This window comes from Maribacter arenosus (genome assembly GCF_014610845.1).
Lineage (GTDB): Bacteria > Bacteroidota > Bacteroidia > Flavobacteriales > Flavobacteriaceae > Maribacter_A > Maribacter_A arenosus.
The window spans coordinates 164223-187634 of record NZ_JABTCG010000005.1 but is presented as its reverse complement, the minus strand read 5'-3'; the positions used below and the strand labels follow the sequence as shown (position 1 = coordinate 187634).

At 39.6% G+C, this 23412-nt stretch carries 21 protein-coding genes and 2 tRNA genes; 18 read left to right on the top strand and 5 right to left on the bottom strand.

Features of this window, described 5'->3' with window-relative positions; genetic code table 11:
- The first annotated feature begins 65 nt into the window (after positions 1-65).
- Together gyrA and HPE63_RS14490 are read left to right on the top strand one after the other, a co-directional pair.
- Positions 66-2597, top strand: a complete 2532-nt coding sequence (gene gyrA, locus HPE63_RS14495; RefSeq protein ID WP_188315008.1) for a DNA gyrase subunit A — start codon at positions 66-68, stop codon at positions 2595-2597.
- A gap of 32 nt (positions 2598-2629) precedes the next feature.
- Positions 2630-3892 carry a tetratricopeptide repeat protein gene (locus HPE63_RS14490; RefSeq protein ID WP_188315007.1) on the top strand — a complete coding sequence of 421 codons (1263 nt, stop codon included), beginning with the start codon at positions 2630-2632 and terminating at the stop codon, positions 3890-3892.
- Between the two features lie 52 nt (positions 3893-3944).
- Here HPE63_RS14490 and HPE63_RS14485 read toward each other — a convergent pair whose 3' ends face one another.
- On the bottom strand, positions 3945-4691 hold the full coding sequence (locus HPE63_RS14485) for a C40 family peptidase (protein WP_188315006.1): 747 nt from the start codon (positions 4689-4691) through the stop codon (positions 3945-3947).
- A gap of 21 nt (positions 4692-4712) precedes the next feature.
- Positions 4713-5888, bottom strand: coding sequence for an acetyl-CoA C-acyltransferase (locus HPE63_RS14480; RefSeq protein WP_188315005.1), 1176 nt, complete (start codon positions 5886-5888; stop codon positions 4713-4715).
- Between the two features lie 121 nt (positions 5889-6009).
- On the opposite strand from HPE63_RS14480, the gene HPE63_RS14475 reads away from it, so the two are divergent.
- The 8 genes from HPE63_RS14475 to HPE63_RS14440 all read left to right on the top strand — a co-directional run bounded on the left by HPE63_RS14475 (position 6010) and on the right by HPE63_RS14440 (position 13230).
- Positions 6010-8046 (top strand): HD family phosphohydrolase, encoded by a 2037-nt coding sequence (locus tag HPE63_RS14475; protein ID WP_223198180.1) that lies wholly within the window; start codon positions 6010-6012, stop codon positions 8044-8046.
- A 122-nt stretch (positions 8047-8168) separates the two neighbouring features.
- Positions 8169-8252: transfer RNA gene (locus tag HPE63_RS14470), tRNA-Ser, on the top strand.
- A 374-nt stretch (positions 8253-8626) separates the two neighbouring features.
- Positions 8627-8866 (top strand): GIY-YIG nuclease family protein, encoded by a 240-nt coding sequence (locus HPE63_RS14465; protein ID WP_188315004.1) that lies wholly within the window; start codon positions 8627-8629, stop codon positions 8864-8866.
- Positions 8857-8931: transfer RNA gene (locus HPE63_RS14460), tRNA-Pro, on the top strand. Before HPE63_RS14465 ends, HPE63_RS14460 begins: the two co-directional genes overlap by 10 nt.
- A gap of 227 nt (positions 8932-9158) precedes the next feature.
- Positions 9159-10403: a site-specific integrase gene (locus HPE63_RS14455; RefSeq protein WP_188315003.1), complete on the top strand. Its 1245-nt coding sequence runs from the start codon at positions 9159-9161 to the stop codon at positions 10401-10403.
- Positions 10404-10796: 393 nt separating this feature from the next.
- Positions 10797-11627, top strand: a complete 831-nt coding sequence (locus HPE63_RS14450; protein ID WP_188315002.1) for an RteC domain-containing protein — start codon at positions 10797-10799, stop codon at positions 11625-11627.
- 173 nt (positions 11628-11800) lie between these two features.
- Complete coding sequence (locus tag HPE63_RS14445; RefSeq protein WP_188315001.1) at positions 11801-12088, top strand: helix-turn-helix domain-containing protein; 288 nt, start codon at positions 11801-11803, stop codon at positions 12086-12088.
- Entirely contained in the window at positions 12085-13230 is a 1146-nt protein-coding gene (locus HPE63_RS14440) for an exonuclease/endonuclease/phosphatase family protein (RefSeq protein WP_188315000.1), read from the top strand. Before HPE63_RS14445 ends, HPE63_RS14440 begins: the two co-directional genes overlap by 4 nt.
- A gap of 49 nt (positions 13231-13279) precedes the next feature.
- On the opposite strand, the gene HPE63_RS14435 is transcribed toward HPE63_RS14440, so the two are convergent.
- Complete coding sequence (locus HPE63_RS14435; RefSeq protein ID WP_188314999.1) at positions 13280-14704, bottom strand: AAA family ATPase; 1425 nt, start codon at positions 14702-14704, stop codon at positions 13280-13282.
- 175 nt (positions 14705-14879) lie between these two features.
- Positions 14880-15494: an N-acetylmuramoyl-L-alanine amidase family protein gene (locus HPE63_RS14430; protein WP_188314998.1), complete on the bottom strand. Its 615-nt coding sequence runs from the start codon at positions 15492-15494 to the stop codon at positions 14880-14882.
- A gap of 190 nt (positions 15495-15684) precedes the next feature.
- On the opposite strand from HPE63_RS14430, the gene HPE63_RS14425 reads away from it, so the two are divergent.
- From HPE63_RS14425 to HPE63_RS14390, 8 genes are all read left to right on the top strand, one after another.
- Positions 15685-15972 (top strand): hypothetical protein, encoded by a 288-nt coding sequence (locus tag HPE63_RS14425; RefSeq protein WP_138658712.1) that lies wholly within the window; start codon positions 15685-15687, stop codon positions 15970-15972.
- Positions 15972-16265 (top strand): hypothetical protein, encoded by a 294-nt coding sequence (locus HPE63_RS14420; protein WP_188314997.1) that lies wholly within the window; start codon positions 15972-15974, stop codon positions 16263-16265. The genes HPE63_RS14425 and HPE63_RS14420 overlap by 1 nt, the downstream gene beginning before the upstream one ends.
- Entirely contained in the window at positions 16243-18651 is a 2409-nt protein-coding gene (locus HPE63_RS14415; RefSeq protein WP_188314996.1) for a TraG family conjugative transposon ATPase, read from the top strand. The genes HPE63_RS14420 and HPE63_RS14415 overlap by 23 nt, the downstream gene beginning before the upstream one ends.
- Before the next feature lie 67 nt (positions 18652-18718).
- Entirely contained in the window at positions 18719-19306 is a 588-nt protein-coding gene (locus tag HPE63_RS14410) for a conjugal transfer protein (RefSeq protein ID WP_188314995.1), read from the top strand.
- Between the two features lie 2 nt (positions 19307-19308).
- On the top strand, positions 19309-20151 hold the full coding sequence (locus tag HPE63_RS14405) for a hypothetical protein (RefSeq protein ID WP_188314994.1): 843 nt from the start codon (positions 19309-19311) through the stop codon (positions 20149-20151).
- Positions 20152-20173: 22 nt separating this feature from the next.
- Positions 20174-20788 (top strand): conjugal transfer protein TraK, encoded by a 615-nt coding sequence (locus HPE63_RS14400; protein ID WP_188314993.1) that lies wholly within the window; start codon positions 20174-20176, stop codon positions 20786-20788.
- A gap of 23 nt (positions 20789-20811) precedes the next feature.
- On the top strand, positions 20812-21750 hold the full coding sequence (gene traM / locus HPE63_RS14395; protein ID WP_188314992.1) for a conjugative transposon protein TraM: 939 nt from the start codon (positions 20812-20814) through the stop codon (positions 21748-21750).
- Positions 21747-22571, top strand: a complete 825-nt coding sequence (locus tag HPE63_RS14390; RefSeq protein ID WP_188314991.1) for a DUF4138 domain-containing protein — start codon at positions 21747-21749, stop codon at positions 22569-22571. The genes traM and HPE63_RS14390 overlap by 4 nt, the downstream gene beginning before the upstream one ends.
- A gap of 15 nt (positions 22572-22586) precedes the next feature.
- Here the strand turns inward: HPE63_RS14390 and HPE63_RS14385 are convergent, their stop codons facing one another.
- A complete protein-coding gene (locus HPE63_RS14385) occupies positions 22587-23360 on the bottom strand; it encodes an SOS response-associated peptidase (RefSeq protein WP_188314990.1) in 774 nt (257 codons plus the stop codon).
- Positions 23361-23412 lie beyond the last annotated feature (52 nt).

The following is a 23412-nucleotide window of genomic DNA, read 5'->3' as shown; positions in this document are numbered from 1 at the left end:
GAAAGGTATCAAAATACGTATATTGCCTTGCTTTTTTAACTAAATTAAATAGATAAAATTCAAGAATGGCAGAAGGAGAAAAATTGATTCCTATCAACATTGAAGACGAAATGAAGTCTGCTTACATTGATTATTCAATGTCGGTCATTGTGTCACGTGCCTTGCCAGATGTCAGGGATGGATTGAAACCTGTTCACAGAAGGGTACTTTATGGTATGCATGAATTAGGTGTTCGGTCGAATAGTGCACATAAAAAATCGGCTCGTATTGTCGGTGAGGTTTTGGGTAAGTACCATCCACATGGCGACACTTCTGTATATGACACTATGGTGCGTATGGCACAGGAATGGAGTTTACGATATATGTTGGTAGACGGTCAAGGTAACTTTGGTTCTGTAGACGGTGACAGTCCGGCAGCCATGCGTTATACAGAGGCAAGGATGCGAAAGATCGCTGATGATATGTTGATAGATATCGACAAAGATACTGTGGACCATCAGTTGAATTTTGACGATTCTTTACAGGAACCTACCGTACTTCCTACGCGAATCCCAAATTTGTTGGTTAACGGCGCATCGGGTATTGCTGTGGGTATGGCAACGAATATGGCACCCCATAACCTTTCCGAGGTAATCGATGGTACAGTAGCCTATATTGATAATAACGACATTGAAATTGATGAGCTCATAACCCATATCAAGGCACCTGATTTTCCGACAGGAGGTATAATATATGGGTATGAAGGGGTTAAGGAGGCCTTTCATACGGGCAGGGGTAGAGTGGTTATGCGTGCCAAGGCAATTATTGAGGAGGTACAAGGACGTGAATGTATTATTGTAACCGAGATTCCTTATCAGGTCAATAAGGCCGATATGATAAAAAAGACTGCCGATTTGGTCAACGACAAAAAGATCGAAGGAATTTCTTCGATCAGGGATGAATCGGACAGAAAGGGTATGCGTATTGTATATATTCTTAAAAGGGATGCAATACCGAATATTGTGCTGAACACCTTGTACAAATATACGCCTTTGCAATCATCGTTCAGTGTCAACAACATTGCTTTGGTCAAAGGTAGGCCCCAAATGCTGAACGTTAAGGAGATGATCCACCATTTTGTGGAACATAGGCATGAGGTCGTTGTTAGGCGCACAAAGTATGAACTTCAAAAGGCGGAAGACAGGGCGCACATCCTTGAAGGATTGATTATAGCCTCTGATAACATAGATGAGGTTATTGCAATCATAAGGGCATCTTCCAATGCAGATGAAGCTCGGGAGAACCTCATGGAGCGATTTAAATTGACTGAGATTCAAGCCAAGGCCATTGTGGAAATGAGGCTTCGTCAACTAACGGGTCTTGAACAGGATAAATTAAGATCTGAATATGAAGATATAATCAATACCATTGCCGATCTTAAAGACATTTTAGAGCGTAAAGAGCGAAGAATGCAGATTATTAAGGAAGAGCTGCTTGAAGTTAAGGAAAAGTATGGTGATGAAAGACGTTCTGAAATCAATTATGCGGGTGGTGATCTAAGTATCGAGGATATGATACCCGATGAACAGGTGGTCATAACCATATCCCATGCCGGTTATATAAAAAGAACACCTCTTACCGAATATAAGACCCAAAATAGAGGTGGGGTTGGTCAGAAGGCATCTTCAACCAGAAATGAGGATTTCTTGGAGCATTTGTTCGTAGGCACCAATCACCAATATATGTTATTCTTCACCCAGAAAGGAAAATGTTTCTGGATGAGGGTGTATGAGATACCAGAAGGAAGCAAGACTTCCAAAGGTAGGGCCATCCAAAATCTTATCAATATTGAACAGGATGACAAGGTCAAAGCCTTTATTTGTACTCAAGACCTGAAGGATGAGGATTATGTAAACAACCATTACGTAATCATGGCCACCAAAAAGGGCACAGTCAAGAAGACCTCTTTGGAACAGTATTCAAGACCAAGGCAGAATGGAATAAATGCCATTGGTATTCGTGAAGATGATGAACTATTAGAGGCTAAATTAACGACGGGTACGAGTCAGATATTCCTAGGATTAAAATCAGGCAAAGCCATACGATTCGAAGAGAGTAAAACCAGACCTATGGGACGTAATGCCTCGGGAGTTCGTGGTATTCGTCTAGCCGATGAGAACGATGAGGTCATTGGAATGGTCTCTGTCCATAACTTTGATGAGGAAATTCTTGTAGTGTCCGAAAATGGGTATGGTAAGCGCTCCAATATTGATGATTATAGGATTACCAACCGCGGTGGTAAGGGAGTTAAGACGATATCCATTACGGAAAAGACGGGTGGACTTGTAGCCATTAAGAATGTATCCGATTCCGATGATTTAATGATCATCAACAAATCGGGAATCGCCATACGAATGAGTGTAGAAGATTTACGTGTCATGGGTAGGGCAACACAAGGTGTCAAGCTGATCAATATTAAGGGGAATGACAGTATTGCCGCTGTTGCGAAGGTCATGAAGGATGATGATGCTGTTGACGAGGTAGATATTATGGATATGGACGTAAAAACCGAAGATGGCACGGCTATTGATAATGATAGCGATGAAACAAAAGAATAATCAATAAACACTAATATTTTAATTAAAGTAAAATGAGAACTAAAATTTTAATACTTGCGGCAATGTCCTTCACAATGATTGGGTTTTCGCAAAAGAATGAAATTAAAGCCGCAGAGAAAGCCCTTAAAGGAGGTGATGCGGGTGGAGCCAAAACAGCACTTGAAGCAGCAGCTGGTGCGATTTCAGGTGAGGATGCCAAAGTTCAGGCACAATACCATTATCTACGCGGTAGAATATATGCGGATTTAGCAAGGAAAGGTGATGATAGTGCCTTCGAAACTGCAATTTCATCTTTTCAAAAAGCAAAGGAAGTTGAAGAGAGTAGCGGAAAAGCTAAGTACAGTCCTCTGATCGCGCAAGAAATGTCGACCTTAGCTGGTGACATCGTTAATTCGGCTATTGAAGACAATAAGAACGAAAAATACAAGCAGGCAGGCGAAAAGCTTTATATGAGCTACAAACTCAGTCCTAGAGACACTAATTATCTTTATTTTGCCGCAAGCAGCGCCGTAAATGGGGGTGAGTATGAGCAGGCATTGACCTACTATAATGAACTTAAGGAAGTAGGTTATGATGGTGGCGGAATAGAGTATAAGGCCACCAATGTAGCCACCGGGGAAGTTGAGACCATGGAGAAGGTGCAAAGGGATTTAATGGTGAAGTCAGGTACTTACAAAGATCCCGTTGATGACAAGGCCCCATCAAAAAAAGCAGAGATCGTTAAGAACATGGCTCTAATATATACACAGTTAGGGCAAGATGATAAGGCCTTGGAGGCTTATAAGTCGGCACGCGCCGAGAACCCAAAAGATGTAACCCTGATATTGAACGAGGCCAACTTACATTATAAATTAGGGGATAAGGATAAATTTAAGGAACTAATGGCCGAGGCTGCAACAGTAGCTCCTGATAATCCGGATTTACATTATAACATCGGTGTAATCAATATGGAGCAAGATAATATTGAAGAAGCACGAGTGGCCTATAGAAGAGCACTTGAAATAAATCCTGGATATACCAATGCACAATTGAATCTTTCAACCACTTATATCAATGAAGGTAATGGGTTGATCGATGAGATGAATACCTTGGGGAACTCCAGAGCGGATATTGCCAGATACGATGAGTTGAAAAAACAAAAAGACGATTTGTTTCAAGAAGGAGCCGATGTACTGGAAGAAGCATTGAAAACCAACCCGGATAACCAAGCTATTCTAACTCAATTAAAGAATATCTACGGTGCCATGGGCGACAATGAAAATTTTATGCGAATAAAAAAACTATTAGGTGAATAGATAAAATTTCGCAAACGATAAAAAAGTCCTGGTTTCCCGCTAGGACTTTTTTTTATATGATCTGTTTTATTACCCGAAGTTTGTGGGAATAGGTTTTTGAGTCAGTATTAAAAATCCCGGTATGATCCAATCGGTCAATCCGTACTTTTCCATGGACATGAATGATATAATTATTTTCCATGATGATTCCGACATGATCGATAACACCATCATTATTATCGAAAAAGGCAAGATCTCCGGTTTCTGATTCCTCTATAAAACTTAAGGGTGTACCTTGAGTAGCTTGATCCGTTGCACTTCTAAGTAGCTTATAACCGTTTATTTTGTACACCATTTGGGTAAAACCCGAAGCATCAATCCCAAAAGGTGTTTTTCCTCCCCACAAATAAGGTGAGTTCAGGTATAATAAAGCAATATTGATCAGCTTTGATTTTTGTTGGGTGGTAGATAATAAATTTCCTTCATGCACATGCATGGATTTTTTGTTGATTACCGAACCTAGGACAATAGGCAAAAGATTGTTTTTGTCCAATTCAACATAGGAAACAAGATCAATGGTATACTCAGGGGAATTGTTTTTCGTGAGAACCTTATAGTTGGTTTCATCAATAAAAGTAAGCTGTAAATTCTGAATCCATCCCTCGCATTTGTCATAACCGACCCTGATTTTGCTCCATTGTCTGCGCTGTTCAAGAACCTTATAGTGTTCGCCATACAACAATTGGGAAACCATCTCCGCTGATTCTTCTGCATTGGCTCTGATAGGAACAATGCTTAAATGACAAATACCGTATTGCATAGTATCAATTGCAGTAATAATTTACTTCCTTTCCACAATCATGGCAGAAGCACCACCACCACCATTGCAAATAGCCGCTGCACCGATTTTGGCATTGTTTTGTTCCAATACATTCAAAAGGGTTATAATAATACGTGCCCCAGAACATCCTAAGGGGTGGCCCAAAGATACCGCCCCGCCATTGACATTTACATTGCTATCTTCCAATCCTAGCAATTTCATGTTGGCCAAACCAACAACTGAAAAAGCCTCATTAAATTCAAAATAGTCCACATCGTTCAAGGATAACCCTGCTTTATCCAATGCTTTGGGCAAGGCCTTGGCAGGGGCCGTTGTAAACCATTCCGGTTCTTGCGCCGCATCGGCATAACTTCGTATGGTAGCCATGGGGGTAAGCTTTAATTCCTTGGCTTTTTGAGAACTCATTAACACCAGCGCAGCAGCGCCATCATTAATGGTAGAGGCATTGGCGGCTGTTACCGTACCCTCTTTCGTGAATGCCGGACGCAAAGTGGGTATTTTTTCAATCTTCACATTCTTGAATTCCTCATCTTCGGAAATTATGATAGGCTCCCCTCTTCTTTGTGGGACTTCAACGGGAATGACTTCATTGGCAAACTTTCCATCTTTCCATGCATTTGCGGATCGTTGGTACGACTGAACGGCAAATTTGTCTTGGTCTTCACGGGAAAACTTGTATTCCGCTGCGCATGCATCGGCACATACACCCATTGCATTATGGTCATAGGCATCGACCAGACCATCTTTTTGCATGCCGTCCTCAAAAGTAGTTGGTCCAAATTTCACGCCATTTCTAAGATGTGCGTAATGGGGTATAAGGCTCATGTTCTCCATACCACCAGCCACGGCGATCGAAATATCACCCAAGGCGATGGCTTGGGTTGCCTGCATTATGGCTTTCATTCCTGATGCACATACTTTGTTAACCGTGGTACAGGGTACACGATCGGGTATACCCGCGAAGATAGCTGCTTGCCTTGCCGGTGCCTGACCGGTGCCAGCTTGTACGACATTGCCCATTAAAACCTCATCAATAAGATTGGGATCCAATTTTATTTTTTCCAATGCACCCTTAATGGCAATGGCACCCAGTTTTGGTGCCGGTATCGTTGACAACCCACCCATAAAACTACCGATAGGTGTTCTGACCGCAGAAACTATGACAACTTCGTTCATGACCATTTGTTTTAATTGTTGCGAAATTAATAAATTAAAGTGCAATCAAAATGCATGTTGTAACAAAAGGTCTATTATATTTTCTATTTTTGACGTTAGATATAAATTAGATACGAAATTGTTGGATAAGCTTTACAAAAACCAATCCCTCATTTATAAATACTTCCTTTACGCGGTATCTATTTTTTGCATTGTATTTTTTTTCCCTAAGGGGGGCAAGTTTAAATATGAATTTCAAAAAGGCAAACCCTGGCAATATGAAAATCTCTATGCCCCATTTGATTTTTCCGTCAAAAAAAACGAAGAGGAAATTGCAGCCGAAAAGCAAAAGATAGCAGATAAGCATAATAATTATTATCGCTTTGACGAGACAATTTCACAAGAAGTGTATCAGGAATTCGATACGGCCTTTGGTAATACCTTCAAAACCGATGAATATACCGCAGCAGAGCTGACAGTATTGAAAAAAGCGGGACAAGCAGTTCTTGAACGGATTTATGGGAATGGGATTTTACAAAAATCATACCCAAGTGACTTAGGGAAGAAAGTGTATCTCATAAAACAGAACGAGGCAAAACTTATCGATTATGACGATATTCATAGCATCCAGGATGTAGAGGGCGTTATCGGAAAAGTTTTACGCGAAAAACAATTAGGACGATTTAATAGATCCTTTCAAGCACTCTTTTTTAACCTGATAAAGCCGAATGTAGTTTTTGATGATAATCTGTCAAAAAAGGCATTGGACGATGAATTGTCAAAGATTTCATTAACGAGGGGTACCATAGATGAGGGTAAACTGATCATCGCCAGGGGAGAAGTCGTTGAATCGGATAATTATATGATTCTGGAGTCTTTGAAAGACGAGTTCGAATCCGAATTATGGGCATCCTATAATTACTATTATATACTTGCAGGGTATACCGTATTGGTAGCTTTGGTGCTTATCATGCTTTTTCTTTTTCTTAAAAAATACAGACCTGAAATTTTTGAGAACGGCACGAAGGTCACTTTTATTTTCATAAATATACTCCTCATGGTTTTTGTGACCACTTTAGTGGTGAAATATAATGAAGCTTATGTTTTTGTTGTGCCTTTGTGTATACTTCCGTTGTTGTTAAAAACCTTCTTTGATGCAAGACTGGGTCTGTTTGTACATGTACTAACGGTATTGATCCTGGGCTTTGTAGTGCCTAATAGTTTCGAATATATTTTTATCCAGATCATTGCGGGTATTGTGACTATTCTTACAGTTTCAGAGTTATATAAAAGGGCCAATCTCTTTATATCCGTTGGGCAGATTACATTGATATACATTGTTGGTTATTTGGCCTTTCACATTATCCATGAGGGTAATCTTGATAATATAATTTGGCTGACTTTGGGTTTGTTTTTGTTGAATGGAATGATCACGCTTTTCGTACAACCTTTGATTTATATCTATGAAAAGATATTCGGATTGGTTTCCGATGTTTCCCTTTTGGAATTATCGGATACCAATTCCAAATTATTAAAAGAGCTTTCGAATAAGGCTCCAGGGACGTTTAATCATTCCTTGCAGGTAGCGAACTTAGCAGAAGCGGCCGCGAATGAAATAGGGGCTAATGCTATGTTGGTACGAGTGGGTGCCTTATACCATGATATTGGGAAATTGGGCAACCCAAACTATTTTACCGAAAATCAAATTACCAATGTAAATCCCCATGATGATTTGGAACCCCGGGATAGTGCCAGAATCATTATTAACCACGTGATTGAAGGAATTGAGATTGCAAGAAAGAATAACTTACCGGATAGGGTTATAGACTTTATACGCTCCCATCACGGTACGACTTTGGTCCATTACTTTTATACAAAACAAAAGGAGTTGAATGAGGAGTTGAACATAGAAGACTTCAGGTATCCAGGACCCATACCTTTTTCAAAGGAGACCGCAATCCTTATGATGGCAGATTCTGTGGAAGCAGCCTCCAAGAGTCTAAAGAATCCGACGTTTTTGATTTTGGATGAGTTTGTGGATAAGATCATTGGGGGACAAATGGCAGCCAATCAATTTTTGAATGCGAACATAACCTTTAGGGAGATCGAGACCATCAAGAAAATCTTTAAGCATAAACTGACGAATATCTATCATTTAAGGGTAGAATACCCCGAATAGCAAAGGTGTTAGAACTTCTATAAAAAAACATAGAAAATAGTTGCGTTCTATGGCATATAAAATTACATTTGCATCCGCATTTTAATCCGATCGATATCGGAACGTTCTTTAGAAAAATTATAGGAGAGGTGCCGGAGTGGTAACGGAGCAGATTGCTAATCTGTCGACGCGTAAGTGTCGCCTGGGTTCGAGTCCCAGTCTCTCCGCTTTTTCGGGCTGTTTCGATTTAAAGGAATAGCAAAAACTATTTGGGTTGTAGGGGGTCTTAGCTGATGTTGGAGCATTGTCGTGCCGTAACGACCCAAAACCGAACCATTCGTTTTGGATTGCTTTTTGTGTTTTGAAATAATAGAGGTATAATTCTTACCTAAGGCAAAGGAATTAAGGTTTGAGCTTAGTGATTGGAAGCCCGCCCGCCGGCTGGCCCTTTCGCTAAAAATGTCTACAAGACATTTTATTAACGCTCAGTCCGGGGTGTACCACGCTGAAAAAGCGTGGCAGTCTCGCCCGGTTATCGCGCCTGCTTTGGGAGCAGGAGGTCGTCACGCCCAAGGCGTGACCACCCCAAAAAGAAGCTAAGATGTTCGTTTATATTTTATATAGCGAAAAACGTTCAGGATATTATGTAGGCCAGACTGCTGATATCGAAAAAAGATTGAAAAGACACAACCATGGGTTTGTTCCCTCTACAAAAGGTGGGACCCTCTGGAAATTGGTTTTGCAAATTGAGGTATCTTCACGTTCCGAAGCGATTGTCTTGGAACGTCAAATAAAGAAGAGAGGAGCAAAACGATATGTTGATGACCATTTCGGGGTGTAGCGTAGCCCGGTTATCGCGCCTGCTTTGGGAGCAGGAGGTCGCAGGTTCGAATCCTGCCACCCCGACAAATAGGGTATTTTTAAATACCATCTTTTTGCTAAACAAATGAAAATCAAGGAATTACATTTTCCTTGATTTCATTTGATTGGTTTTAGAATCATATTTGAAGGTGTCCTATTAGGTGTCCTATTGATAAATATCAATTTTGTATCTTACACCTAAATCTTCGCAATTGATCTTCACAGCGATTTGACTTTCGTTTAACGGAATTAATAACTCTAAAACGAAAGTGATGAAAACAGTACACACTTTTAGCGTAGTATTTTGGTTAAAGAAGCGTTCCACCAAAAAGGATGGTACTATCCCAATTTATGCGCGAATTACGGTAGACGGCATCCGAGCCGATGTCAGCACAAAACATTCTGTATTACAATCTTATTGGTCTTATGATACAGGTAGGGTAAAAACCAAGGTAAATGGAGCCAAGTCTATAAACGATGACTTGACGGAAGTTTACCAAGATATTACCCAGAGCAAAAAAGAGCTCCTAGAAGAAGGTAGGATCCTTACTGCCCAGTCCGTAAAATTGAGATATCTCGGTCAGGACGTACCTTTGCGAACACTCAAGGACTTGCTTCAATATCATAAGGATAATGAAGTACAGAAGTTGGAGGCTGGTACGGCCAAGAATTATGGTGCTACGGAAAAATACTTGTTATTGTTTATCAAAAAGAAGTATAAGTCTTCGAATGTGCACTTGGGCCACATTAATTATTCCTTCGTTCTTAGTTTTGAGAACTACCTTCGGAATTGTAAACCGTTAAAGGCCTCTCAACCATTGACAAATAATGGAATCATGAAGCATATGGAACGCTTGAAAAAGATGACGACCATCGCATTTAAATTGGATTGCATCAAGAAAGACCCTTTTGCGTTTTTCCGTGCAAACTTCAACCGCTATGATCGACCTTTCCTGAGTATCGAGGAATTGAAATTGATGGAAAGCCTTTCTTTGAAGGACATTGGACTTGAATATGTTAGGGATGTATTCGTCTTTTCCTGCTATACGGGCTTATCCTACATAGATGCAAAGCAACTTAAACCTGAACACGTTGTTCTTGGAATGGACGGGGATGATTGGATATTTACGCGAAGGGAAAAAAGTGAGACATTCGTAAAGATCCCATTATTGGAAAAGGCCAAGGCCATACTGAACAAATATGCGGATAAACTTTACGGGAAGAATGAAGACTTGCTTTTACCTGTTTATTCTAATCAGAAATGTAATAAATATTTGAAGGTCTTAGCTTCCAAATGTGGAATAGACAAGAATCTTTCTTTTCACTGTGCAAGACATACTTTCGCAACATCCGTTACTTTGGCCAATGGTGTTCCAATAGAAACCGTATCTAAATTACTTGGTCATAAGAAACTTTCGACCACTCAGATCTATGCCAGAGTATTGGAAAAGAAGATTAGCGAAGATATTTCGGACCTCAAAGTAAAACTTAAATCAACGGAAAGAAAAGTTGCGTAAAGCGTGTTTTTTTGAAGATTACGAAATTTTGATAAACAAAATGTGTTAAGATCGTTCGATTTTGGTTCCGTGCGTTTTGTTTCCAATATGTTTATCGTTGAAGGTCAAATTGCGAGAAAAGGCTGAAATCAAAATAGGTTTTTGATTCAGCCTTTTTTATTGGAGTTACATTCATTACAAATACCACTTGGCTAATCCTACCCTTAGTTTCCCTAATTACAGTTTGAATTTTTAAGCAGGTTCAAGTATATTTTGGAGTTGTCGATAATGAAGGCATGATTTTTGGGGTTTGATATTCTCAAAGAAATTCAAATTTCAAATTCAATACTCGTCTACACGAATCCCCATTCCTACAATGAACGATGGTGTTAACTGTTGTCAAAATTTGGGGATATGGAAAGAGCATTACTTTCAGAAAAGCTATTAGAAGAATTAAACGTCCTTGAAAATACAATTTCAGAGGTCATTAAAAAATGTGATCTATCTATCACGAAATGCAGAGATCTTATCTATCGATTCAAAAAACAGATTTCAAGCTTCAAGTTTAAAAATACCGATGCCGAAATCCACTTCTTTAAATACATCAAACAAGTTCCCTTGTCCAATTTGGTGTACTATTCGGAACTGCGTTCATTTGAAATTCAATTTCCAGTTGGTAACCAAGATGTCCAAAAAGAGTATATACAGAAAAAGATGGATAAGATCAATCGATTCTTCAGATACAATCTTGACTTTACGCAATACATTGAGCAGGACAAAACCCACCTAGATGAGAATTACTTTACTAGGGCATATTTTCGAGATGTAAATATTACTTATTCGAGACACTATTATCGTGATAAGGATTTCAGTACATCTCACGATTTATTGTTGGCCAAGTTATTTGCAAATAAGAGGTTGATAGACTACTTGAAAAAGCGCCTTGCAAAAATTGATTCCGACTGTCCACCATGCGATGAATGTTCTGAGAGTGAATTGAGATGGACATTTTCAAATACCGCTTATGTTGAACTCATATACGCTCTGGTAAGTGTTGGTGCGGTAAACGATGGTAAGATTGAAATTTCAATAATTGATAGGGCTCTTCGTAGGGTTTTTAACCATGACTCTGGAGATATTTATAAAATCTATTCCGAAATTCGTCGAAGGAAAAAAAGCCGGGCCAAATTCATGGAAGACCTTACAAGAGGGTTGGAAGACAGAATGGACAGTGCTGACGCGTGATAGGTTATCCGAGGATAATACTTTCTCTAAAAATGTTAAAATTTGACCGGAGGTCAGGTGTACTGTTGAATTTTCTCCATCGTTTATAATCAAATTTGTTTAAAGGGATACAAAATATTACAACGATAGTAATTGGCTCCCTAAAGATTAATTCTAATGTAAACAAATGGGTTATGGCAGCAAATATAATTACTACCGAAGATTTAGAGGAGTTTAGAATTAAACTGCTCAACGAAATCAAAGAATTACTCGTAACACATGGCAGGATAGGAATCGATCATTGGATCAAGTCGGGACAAGTAATGAACAAACTTGAAATAAGTCCTGGTACTCTGCAAAATTTCAGGATAAACGGAACCATACCCTTTTCAAAACTTGGCGGTATCATCTACTACGATGAGGAAAAGATTAATGAGATCCTAGAGAACAATGAGATTGACTTTAAAAGAAATGCGGCATGAAAATAGCGACCTTTAATATTCAAAATCTATTCCACAGGCATACCGAAATGGTGGAGTTGGAATATGAAATCAAATCCGAAATTTGGAAAGAAGAGTTTGAGATTCTAATGCTAAAAGCAGAGCGGACGGAGGAAAATTATATTCGCATGCGAGAATTGGCAAATCTTTTAGGCTTTCACAGCGCGTCGTACGAACCATATTTATCGATGCTGAATTTTGACGGAAGCCTGCACGTGAAATCGTCAATGAAAGTTATGGAGACACGAGCATCATACATGACCGATTGGAACGGTTGGACAAAGCTTAAATCGGTACCGATATCCAAGAACTCAATAATCAATAAAGCAAAAGTCATTAACGAGGTAAATCCTGATATTATTTTAGTGCAACAAGTTGAAAACAGGGAATCACTTATTCAGTTTCATAATTCATTCTTTAAAGAGAATCAAAGCTCAAATTATGAAGAGATTATGCACCTTCAGGGAAATGACGGTAAGGGTTTAGGTATGGGCATCCTTTTAAAGAAAGGTTATCATTTAAAATCCTTGAAATCCTTTTCAAATGAAAGAGATACAGATGGCAGCTTACTCTTTAATACAGATTTTCAGCAATACAAAATTAAAACCCCGGAAAGCAAAACATTGTATTTGCTCTGTTGTCAGCTAGCAGGTGAAAACGCATCTGACACTTTGCGAAAAAGGCAAGCTAAAAAGGTAGCCGAAGTCTATACCGACCTACTTTCAAAAGGAATTGAAAATATTGTTATCGCAGGCACCTTAAATGCTCCTTCCTATGCCGATTGTATTTCTCCCATTATGGAATCAGGAGTTTCAGACGTTGTTAAACATCAATCTTTTGATGTAATAGTGGATTCAGGAAAAGATGCAGGCTATTATCGAATGGGGGCTTATCGAATGGGTGTCAACATTAAGCAAAAAGACTACCTATTGGTTTCTCCTATCTTGTATGATAAAATAAACACGGTTGGCATGAACAGAAAGGGCATGTGGCCGTTGAATAAACCGGAATGGGAAACTTATGAAACTGTAGAGAAAGAAAAAGATGCGGCAAGCGACCATCCCTTGTTATGGGCTGATTTCAAATTAGAAGATTCCATTCGGCTCTATAAAAAAAGCGCATAGTATTATTTATAAGTGGCCAAAACTATTGAAAAAATATAGTTTTGGCCACTTATAATTTTTTAAATAGGTCCTCTATCGTGAGATCATTTTGTACATATTGTTTTGCATATGAATTAGGTGTCAAACCATTTGCAGTTATAAAGGTTACGAATATGCTTTTCCTCGTTTTGGTACTTTCAATGAATACGTTGGTCTTCTTAGCAATCTCATGGGCATATTTTTTGTTCAAGGTATACGGTGCATCATAAAATTTCATTTCGCATAGGTTTATGACATCGTCGTCTCTATCAATTAACAAATCAATTTGGGCGCCATTGCCGTCATTTTTTTCAATCCAACTTCCATGGGTAGAATGGATTCCAGATATTTTAAGGCCCTCCTTGATCTGTTCGATATGTTTTATACAAATTGTTTCAAAACTGTAACCGCACCAGATTTTATAGGAAGGTTTCCCCGCCATTTTTGACCACAATGGCCTTGATGAAGGTTTTGTTTTTTCAATGTACTTTATATAAAACATAGAATATTCATCACTGAGCCGATATATGGAATTTTTGATTCCATCATACGGGAGATAGTTTTCTATGAACCCGGATTGCTCGAGTTCCAACAAAGTTTTGGTAAGTCTTCCACCGGAATTCTTTTTAATCTTACTTAGTAGCTGATTTCTTGTCAATCCTTTTCTAACGCTTGCCAGGGCTCTGACTACCATTTCATGGTTCTCGTACTGCTCAAAAAGTGAGGCGAACACATTATCATATTCAGTCCTCAAAAAACCATTTTTCTGAAAACATAGCCGATCTATGACTTGAGGTACACTTTCGCCTGGAACTATTTTTTCCAAGTAATGCGGTATTCCACCCATAGTCATATAGAGTTGTACTATTTGATATCTATTTAACTTAGTTATGCCAATACTTTTCAATAATTTTTCAGTCTCATATAGGTCGAATGGTGACAACTGTATTCTCTGGGTCAACCTATTGTGAAGGCCACCTTTGCTTTTTACAATATTTTGAATCATATAGGAAGCTGCCGAACCACAAACCACCACAATGATGTCTTCTCTTTTAGATGCATAATTGTTCCAGAAATTATCAAAGGCAGGAAGAAATTTTGACCGTCTTGAATCAAGCCAAGGAAACTCATCGATGAACAATACTTTTTTCTTCTTTGATTTCAAGGTATCAAAGTACTTACCCAAATGATGGAATGCTTCAATCCAACTTTTTGGTTCGTTTAACTTTGGTCTTTTGTCTGATAGAAGTAAATGAAAATTTGAAAGCTGCTCCTTTAACGAAGCTCCATGAATTCCTGAAAATCTAAATTGAATATGATTCTTATAAACTTGATCGATCAAAAATGTCTTCCCTATTCTTCTTCTACCATAAACCACGATAAGCTCAGGCCGACTGCTTTTTAGTGCACCTTCCAGTATTTTTTTTTCACTTTCCCTACCTATTAGCTTTCCCATATAATTTCTATATCTGGCCAAATCTTGAAAAAAAACATAGTTTTGGCCACTTATAAATTTACAAACTTTGTTTCACATATTTTCTAATGAGCATGGAAACCTCTTTGCATACAACTAGAACAACACTCCCAATACTTTTTACAACCTCAAATAATAGCTCTTTCATAATCTTGATTTAAATGGACATTAATATGGATAAGGCCAATGCCTTCCTGTTTTGGCTGTCTTTTAAATAGTAGGACTCACTTGAATTGGACAAATACCCAAGCTCTAATAGAAGCGCAGGACAGTGCTCTTTTGTTTCCCTTAAAACCTGAAAATTGCCCTTCTTGGGTTTTTTAGTCATAAAGCCCAGATTTTGATTTAGCTCATTCAAAATTGTTTGGGCGTACATTTCGGATGGTTCATTATTATAATAGGTATAAATCTCTATACCTTGTATGTTAGTATCATTTATATGATTACAATGCAGAGAAATAAAAACATCAGGCTTTAGATGTTTGACGAGCTTGGTTCTATCGGTCAATGAAATCAAGGTATCCTTTCTCCTTGTCAAATAGATATCATATTTGGATTCAAGTAAAATTTTGTTCCATACTTTCATCTGCTGGACAATGTCTAGAACGACATCCTTCTCTTGAAGTCCATCTTCCGAAACTGTACCGGAATCAGTACCTCCATGTCCTGCATCGAGAACAACCACCTTTCGTCCCGCAGTTAATGTCTGCCCGATTGTGTTGTTGTTGCTCAACATCAATAGACATATAAAGAAGATTATAGGCACTCTCATCGATTCATGATTTTCAGATTCTTCATTGAGCAATATTCAACGAATCTTCCAAAACCATAAACTTCCATCAAAAATTAACGCTATTCCTAGTTAATTTTTAGGAATCCTTCGGTAAAAAGTTCATTCCACTTCTACATTTCATAATAATTAATCACAGGCCGAAAATGTTTCGACCTTAAAATTATCAGTTATGGAAAAAGCTAAAAGTCTAACGCTGGCATTCCTGTTTATGAGCCTTGCCAGTTACGCTCAGGTCGGTGGAATCGAAGATTCCGTAAACGATGTATCGGATACCATCCGTGCCATCTTTCCCATTATCCTTGGGGTCATCTTTCTCATAGGTTTCCTATTTAATGCGGGTCACTTCTTCGGTGAAAACGCCGACCTCAAAAAGGGCATTACAAGGGTACTGGTATTCGTGCTTATAGCTGGTGCCGTAGTCGGCATCTTTACCTATCTCATTTCAATAGTCGTGTAATGAGAAGCTATGAGGTTTACCGGAACATCCGCAAAGGGGCATTGATATGGGGTCTGCCCATATCGCTCTTTGCCCTTTTGATGGTGTCCGTCGTAGCCTCGCTGTTGGTCATTATTTTCTCTTTCAGCTTGATCATGGTGCTCTCGCTTTTCATTTGGAACGCTGGCCTCTTTATAGCTCTAAATAAAATGAACAGCAGCACTCAGCTTTTCAATATCAGAAAAGTATTCCCTAAAAGTATCAGTAATAAAAAAGACAATATCCTGAACCATGTCGAAGATCAATATCTCTAAATATCATCCCATAGCGGACATCAAAGATCATCTGTTGTTCTGTAACAACGGGAATGTGGTGGCTTGCTATAAGGTAGAGCTACCTGAGATCTATTCCCTTTCGGAAAAGGATTTTGAGGACCTTCATAGCAATTGGTTCCAGGCAATGAAATCCTTACCCGTTGGAACTGTTGTTCATAAACAGGACATTTATTTCAAAAAATCCTTCACTTCGGAAAACCTACCCAATAACACGTTTCTATCGAGGGCCACGCACGATTACTTTAAAGGAAGGGAGCATATGGAACACCAAGGGTATCTCTTCTTTACCCTTACCAAGAACAAACAGCTCAACAACTCAAAATATGTCAACCCCTTTCGTAAAGCGGATGCGAAGATTCCCGAAGTGCTGCAAGAAAATCTGCAGCGTTTCAAAGCGGCTGTGAACGATTCGGTTTCCTTTATCAATAATGGACGAAAGGTGTCGCTGATACCGATGAGGAGCCAAGAAATCGTATCAATGAGTTCGGATTATTTCAATGGCTATAACTACGGTTTCGATACGGCCATCGAATTGGGTAGAAAAGACATCCAAATAGGGGAGAACCATTTCGATGTGCTTACCGTGAACAGTGAAAGCTGTTTTGGCGAGAAAGTACAGACCAGTAAGATAAACGAACGTTTTACCTCGGATGATTTCAGTTTCCATCAAGGTTTTATAGATGGACTTGGGCTTTCCCTAAACGAAAACCATGTAGTCAACCAGATTATCTATCTCGATGACAAACAAAAATGGCGAAAGCTATTGGATAAGAAAATCGAGGAACTCAATAAGAGTTCCAATTTTGGTTCACAGAACAAGGTCATCCTTAAGAAAATCCAACACATTCAAGAGCAGATCAATACCGATGATAACTCCCGAATCATTCGCGGACACCTAAATGTCATCTACTGGCACCGCGAGGCGCGGAACCTAGAAAAAATTGCTTCACAAATTAAGACGGAGTTTAAGGAACTTGATATCGTTCCTTATTATCCTAGTAGCGAAGAACGAAAAAACTATTTCCTGAATAGTTATTGCTGTTTCGCTTCCAACTTTTCGAACGAAGACCTCTACGTGACCGATTTGAAGCATGCCTTGTGTTTGCTAATAAACAATACGAATTATCAATCAGATAAAACAGGAATCATATTCAACGATCGTGAACATAATATTCCCGTTTTGAAAGATGTTTGGGATGAAAAGAAGAAGCGTATCAAGGCTCGGAACTTTGCCATTTTCGCACCTACTGGGGAGGGAAAGTCCTTTTTGGCGAATAACATCCTCCGTCAATATTTTGAAATGGATGTCCGTCTGGTCATCATCGATTTAGGGGGTTCGTATACCAAGTTCGCACAGTTATACCCCGAGCAGTATACTGTTCTGCGTTATGAGAGCGGAAAGAACTTAGGTATCAACCCCTTTTATATCTCGGATGTAAACGATATAAGTCCAGAGCGTTTGGAAGATCTTTCCGTCTTTCTGTTCGAACTACTTGCATCGGACTTGAAAGTGACCAAAGCACAATCGGTATCGCTAAAAAAGATTCTTCAACATTATTACAAAACTGTTTCCGAAGCCCATTCCTTGGAGAGTTTTTATGGATTTATAAGGAATAATAGAGAGCAACTTTTGGAGACCCTTGGTATCGACAAGGCGTATTTCAACATTACCAATTTCTTGCACATCCTCTCGGAATATGTGGAAGGCGGATTGTATAGTTTCCTCTTTGAGATGAGCGAAGACCAATCCTATAAGATAGAGGACAAGCGATTGATCGTCTTCGAACTGGACGAGGTCAAGGACAACAAGGAAATCCTGTCCGTTATGCTAAAACTTATCAAAACGGCAATCCAAAGAACCATTTGGCGCAATAAGGAAGAAAAGGGAATCATCCTTTTCGATGAGTTCGCTAAGCAACTGAAATTTCCGAACGTATTGGAAAGTGTAGAGTTCTACTATCAAGCCATCCGAAAGCAGGAAGGTGCAATTGGCATTATTTTACAGTCGATCAACCAACTTCCTGATAATTCCACATCCGCAAGTATACTAGAGAACACACAGGTCATTTACAGCCTTAACAATGAGAAGGGTTATGATGAATTGATAAAGCGGCTCAACCTTTCGAGCCACGACCTGAACCAATTAAAATCCATTAAGAACGACCTTACTGGTGAACGCAAATACACCGAAATGTTCATCAAGATCGGAAAGGAGAGTAACATCTTCCGATTGGAAGTACCGCCAGAAGTATTCGCGGCCTACCTGACCGACGGCTCCGACAACGAGGCCATAATGGCGCTTTATAAGGAGGAAGACAATATGGAAATAGCTATCAGGCGGTTCTTGGAACGCAAAGCCGCATAGCATAAATAATGAATGTTGAATCAGATGACCAAAGCCATAAGCTTTGTCATCACAATACCCAGAAATCATGAAAATAGAAATCAAGAAAATACTTTTAACGACATCCCTAATCTTGGCTTTATCAATGCCCAGCTGTGCCACGGCTCAGGGAATACCTGTTTATGACAATGTGAACTTCATCTCATTTGTCAAACAACTGTTGGAAGCTGGAAAACAGACCGCCAATATCATCAAGACGGTCAAATTCCTGAAAAAGCAGAAAGAGAACATCGAAAAGGTCAGCGCGGCAATTGAAAAACTAAAGGCAGTGCAAGAACTCATCCGCAATAACAAACGACTTTATGATACGGTGCAGGGAGATTTAAGGGATATTCTTAATTCACCGCATATAAGGGCGGATGAAGTGGAGCGGATATCGACATCGTTCAATGCCATCTTAGATCAAGCTACGGAGGATTTGGAGTTCATAAACGAAATCCTGTCCAGCGACCATTTGAAGTTGACGGATGGGGAACGCATGCGGGCCATCCGTGCACATCAACAGGAGTCCAAGGGAATGGTGACCGAAATCGAGCGTAAGACTGAGCGGTATCGTGACATCATCGCCTTTCGTGAAATGCAGGACAAGATCAATAATAGGAAAACCAATTACTAAAGATGGAACTCATGATTTCCTTGAGCATAGGACTTGAATACGTGGACGCTGTCTTTGAGACGATCAAGGGCACCGACTTTTCTACCTATACCATTCGTGGTATCAAGGTCTTGGCCGTGCTGTTCTTTTTGGTCAACATCCTCAAAAAATACAATGAAGGAGTTGCCGATAAGGAAGGATATTCATGGGGACTATCCCCAAGGGATCTCGCCAAGAATTTTGTAATCGTCCTACTGGTCATATTCTCAACGCAGATCCTGGGCTTTTTCGATGGTATTTTAGTGGCTATCGAAGGACAGTATCGCGATACGGCTCCGGCCCTTATTCCTTTGCAATTGCAGGAAATACCTATCGAAGAGGATGTTGGTGCTTTCGATGCGGCCAAGAAAGCTTGGGCCTTATTATACGAAGCTTTGATCACTCCGGTATTCGGGATAAAGATGTTCAGCTTTTTCATCGGATTGATCCTATGGATGATCGATTTGTTCATTTACCCCTTGTTCTTGGCAGAGCGATATTTCCTATTAGGAATCATGCAGGCCTTTTTTCCCTTGGTCATCAGTTTGGCGGTTTTTGAGAAATTCAGAACTATGGCCTATACCTTTTTCAAATTGTATGCTGCGGTCTACATGCTCGTACCTGCTTTTTTCCTGGTAAACATTTTCGTGAACCAATTGTATTCGGAAATAAACGCCAATTTCTGGACGAACCTTTGGGGAGGGCCAACGGACAACAATACCATCAAAATTTTAGTAGAAGCCGCGACCATTGGGTTTATCGTCTTCCTAAAATTCAAACTATATAAAAGGGCGACCACTTTCACCCTAAGATTGTTCACAGCCTGATAAGGGCGATAAATAAGATGATATGAAACTACCGTATAAGAACATTTATGATGTACTTAAATTGAACCGATATGTGACGATTATAGTAACTGTTACAGCACTTTTATCAAGCGTATTTTCAGGGGTGATGGTATTCAATATGTACCAAAAAGCCATGGATAGTGCCTTTGCCGTGAATACGGATGGTTCCGTTATTCCCCTGAAGCTGGTATCCCAAAAGGAAAACCTTCAAGTAGAGGCATTGTCCCATTTGCAACTGTTCCATGAATACTTCTACGGTATCGATGACAGTAACTATGAAAGCAATTTGGAGAAAGCCCTTTGGCTGGGAAACAGCACGGTGGACAATGTCTATCGGCAGAAAAAGGCCGATGGTGTTTATAATAGAATTCTGCAATACTCCCTTGTGCAAAAAGTGCTGAACGTTGAATCACAAGTGGATTTGAGGGCTGAACCCTATCGTTTTAAAACAATTACAGTTTTCGAGATAAACAGGGGGTCTGTTATCGACCGCTATGAAATGGTCTCAACAGGAGAACTTATTACGGTAGACCGAAACTATCCCAAGAACACCCACGGGCTACTCATTACGGACTACTTCGAGAGTTCCTTGAAGAAAGTGAAGGACGAAGATTAGGATGAACTTAAGAAATATGAATTATGAAATTCGATAAAAAGAAAATAGTGTTCCTGTCCGTATTAGGAGTAGTCATCCTATTCATAGTTGGATATTCAATTGTTGTTTTGGGCGGGGATAATGAAGATACCGATATCCTGCAACAGACTTTGGTTCCGGAACTTGAAGAGGGAGTAGAAATGTACGCTTCAAAAAAAGTGGCCGTCGATGCCATTAAGGAGGAAAGGGAACGGATTGCCCCCAGCATTTATGACGAACGTTTCTTGGATGAATCGGGAATATACGATGAAGACCTTTTGGAAAAAAAGAAACAGCGTATCGTGGATAGTATATACCGAATCGGTCGTATAGATTACTCCCAAGATTCTACAGCTTCGGGAACCCGAAAACCATTACGTAAAAAGCGAAGAAAGAAAAGTGAGGTAATCGATACAAAAGACACTATTTCGCCATTGAAGGCAATGGGTCTGGAGCATCAATTGTTCTTTGCGGTCAGTCCACAAGTTTTGGCGGACGGCACCGGTGAGTCTTTGGTAGTCGAGATCGATGGAGAGCAGACCATAAGGGTAAATGACCGATTGCAAATGCGGGTAACCGAAAACACTACTATCCAAGGTTTGGAAATCGAAAAAAATACATTGCTCTACGGAATCGTAAAGTTCCGGCCCAATCGGGTCATCTTGACTGTGGAAAACATCGAGGGAATACCTCTGAAGCTCAAGGCTTATGATAATGCCGATGGATTGGAAGGCATTTATATACGAAACAGTTTTCGGGGCGATGTCTTCAACGAGGTCTTGGGCGATGCGATTTCTGAATTCAATATTCCTGGCGTCCCTGATGTTTCAGGGGCGGTCAATACTGGGGTAAGTGGAGTAAAAAAAGTATTCCAACGCAATAACCGTAACGTTAGGGTGACGGTCAACAATAATTACAAACTCATTTTAAAACCGAAGTTATGAGACATACATTCTTGATTTTTCTTTTATCTATTTTGGGTAATATCACGTTTGCCCAAGAGCCTCAACAATTGGATACCATTTATGCCAATGAAAAAATGAACCTAGCACTTTTCTTCCCTGCGAACATACGTCAGGGAATCGTCGGGGCAAATAACTATGTCTTCAGTTACAATCGGGAACGCGCACAACCTTTGGGCCTTTTAAAGGCAACCAAGGGAAAACAAAGTAATCTTCTTGTGGTTACCACAGATGGTAAGGTATATTCATACATCATCAAGTATGCCGATTCATTGAAGGAACTGAACCGTTTTGTATCCTTTTCAGAAAGTATCGGACATGAACATCAAAGGGAGTCTCTTGTAATTCGTGATACGCTAAAACAGGATTCCAATTTGATTGTACACAAACAGTATCCAAAAGCGTTTTTGGAAAAATCATCAAAAGCAATGCTCAAACAACCAGAGCGTAAGAAAATTATAAAGCGAAAAGAAGGTATGTCATTGGCCATCAAGAATTTGGTTTATTTCGAGGACTTGGTCTTTATGCAGTTTGAAATCAAGAACGAATCGGGTATTGATTTTGATATTGATTATCTGAAAGTAGGGATGGTCATCGGTAATGAAAAACGCAGAGCTTCATATCAATCCGTACCGCTTAAGCCTCAATATGTTTATAAAATGCCTGACAAAACTAGGCATGCGGAGACTTCAAGGTTTGTTTATGTACTACCGAAATTTACTTTGGGGGACAATGAAAAGTTACAACTAAGTCTCAAAGAGTTGAAAGGGAATCGGGAATTGATACTAAGAAGAAGATTGTAAGTAAATAGAACGGAATCAAAAATCGATTGCCAACTCTTCGTACACAACCTTCTCGATAATGTCAGGTCTATCACTTTCGGCCTTATGTAGGTCCTTGCTTATGGGCCATGTCTTAAATTCAAAGTCGGGCAGGTCGTTGTCCAGAATATCGATTAGGTCATCTTTGTCCAGGTCATCCTCTAGCCAGTATTCAGCTTCGCCGTCTTCAAGTACTACAGGCCTTCTATAATCTCCATATTTGTTACTGGGTTGATTATGTATGTCTTCGAACAAAGGGGTAGCCTTTTTGGTAAAAATAGAGAAAGTGACCATTTTATCTTTGGTAACATTATAAATACCTGCAAGGTTCATAGGTTTGTCTTTTATTCTTCTAAAGTAGAACGGAACCTTAAAAGGTTTTCCTTTGACCTTTACCGGAGTGGTATGTGGCTCGAAAAAACCATCAACGGGAATTATGCATCGCTTGGTAAAAACATTGTCGCCGTACATGTAATGATGGAATACATCTTCAGACCTGAGATTTAGTCCACCGTAGGCCCCACGGTTTTTCTTAAAATACTCTTTCAATTCAGTACCTTCTGCGGTAGAGGGCATAATACCCCATTTTGCCGGAATCATATGACCCTTTCGCTGTTGAGGAAAAATCCACATATTGGGGTGTGCCCAGCCGTTGGCATGATTGTATATTAATTCGTATTCTTTTTCTTCCTGTTCCCCTAGCAGTCTTTCAATTTCATAATAATCCTCTAACTCTCCGACCTTTCTTGTAGCTCTCGTACTGTAGCACATAACAAATCGTGTTTATTTAAATTTCAATTTACTGAAAATTGTTAAAGTTTTA

Excerpts from the sequence above, each read along its gene's own strand:
- HPE63_RS14450 (WP_188315002.1), top strand. The coding sequence starts at position 10,797 with ATGGAAAGAGCATTACTTTCAGAAAAGCTATTAGAAGAATTAAACGTC.
- HPE63_RS14430 (WP_188314998.1), bottom strand. The coding sequence starts at position 15,494 with ATGAGAGTGCCTATAATCTTCTTTATATGTCTATTGATGTTGAGCAAC.
- HPE63_RS14390 (WP_188314991.1), top strand. The coding sequence starts at position 21,747 with ATGAGACATACATTCTTGATTTTTCTTTTATCTATTTTGGGTAATATC.
- HPE63_RS14405 (WP_188314994.1), top strand. The coding sequence starts at position 19,309 with ATGGAACTCATGATTTCCTTGAGCATAGGACTTGAATACGTGGACGCT.
- HPE63_RS14455 (WP_188315003.1), top strand. The coding sequence starts at position 9,159 with ATGAAAACAGTACACACTTTTAGCGTAGTATTTTGGTTAAAGAAGCGT.
- HPE63_RS14480 (WP_188315005.1), bottom strand. The coding sequence starts at position 5,888 with ATGAACGAAGTTGTCATAGTTTCTGCGGTCAGAACACCTATCGGTAGT.
- HPE63_RS14465 (WP_188315004.1), top strand. The coding sequence starts at position 8,627 with ATGTTCGTTTATATTTTATATAGCGAAAAACGTTCAGGATATTATGTA.
- HPE63_RS14400 (WP_188314993.1), top strand. The coding sequence starts at position 20,174 with ATGAAACTACCGTATAAGAACATTTATGATGTACTTAAATTGAACCGA.
- gyrA (WP_188315008.1), top strand. The coding sequence starts at position 66 with ATGGCAGAAGGAGAAAAATTGATTCCTATCAACATTGAAGACGAAATG.
- HPE63_RS14435 (WP_188314999.1), bottom strand. The coding sequence starts at position 14,704 with ATGGGAAAGCTAATAGGTAGGGAAAGTGAAAAAAAAATACTGGAAGGT.
- HPE63_RS14440 (WP_188315000.1), top strand. The coding sequence starts at position 12,085 with ATGAAAATAGCGACCTTTAATATTCAAAATCTATTCCACAGGCATACC.
- traM (WP_188314992.1), top strand. The coding sequence starts at position 20,812 with ATGAAATTCGATAAAAAGAAAATAGTGTTCCTGTCCGTATTAGGAGTA.
- HPE63_RS14445 (WP_188315001.1), top strand. The coding sequence starts at position 11,801 with ATGGCAGCAAATATAATTACTACCGAAGATTTAGAGGAGTTTAGAATT.
- HPE63_RS14420 (WP_188314997.1), top strand. The coding sequence starts at position 15,972 with ATGAGAAGCTATGAGGTTTACCGGAACATCCGCAAAGGGGCATTGATA.
- HPE63_RS14485 (WP_188315006.1), bottom strand. The coding sequence starts at position 4,691 with ATGCAATACGGTATTTGTCATTTAAGCATTGTTCCTATCAGAGCCAAT.
- HPE63_RS14425 (WP_138658712.1), top strand. The coding sequence starts at position 15,685 with ATGGAAAAAGCTAAAAGTCTAACGCTGGCATTCCTGTTTATGAGCCTT.
- HPE63_RS14410 (WP_188314995.1), top strand. The coding sequence starts at position 18,719 with ATGAAAATAGAAATCAAGAAAATACTTTTAACGACATCCCTAATCTTG.
- HPE63_RS14415 (WP_188314996.1), top strand. The coding sequence starts at position 16,243 with ATGTCGAAGATCAATATCTCTAAATATCATCCCATAGCGGACATCAAA.
- HPE63_RS14490 (WP_188315007.1), top strand. The coding sequence starts at position 2,630 with ATGAGAACTAAAATTTTAATACTTGCGGCAATGTCCTTCACAATGATT.
- HPE63_RS14385 (WP_188314990.1), bottom strand. The coding sequence starts at position 23,360 with ATGTGCTACAGTACGAGAGCTACAAGAAAGGTCGGAGAGTTAGAGGAT.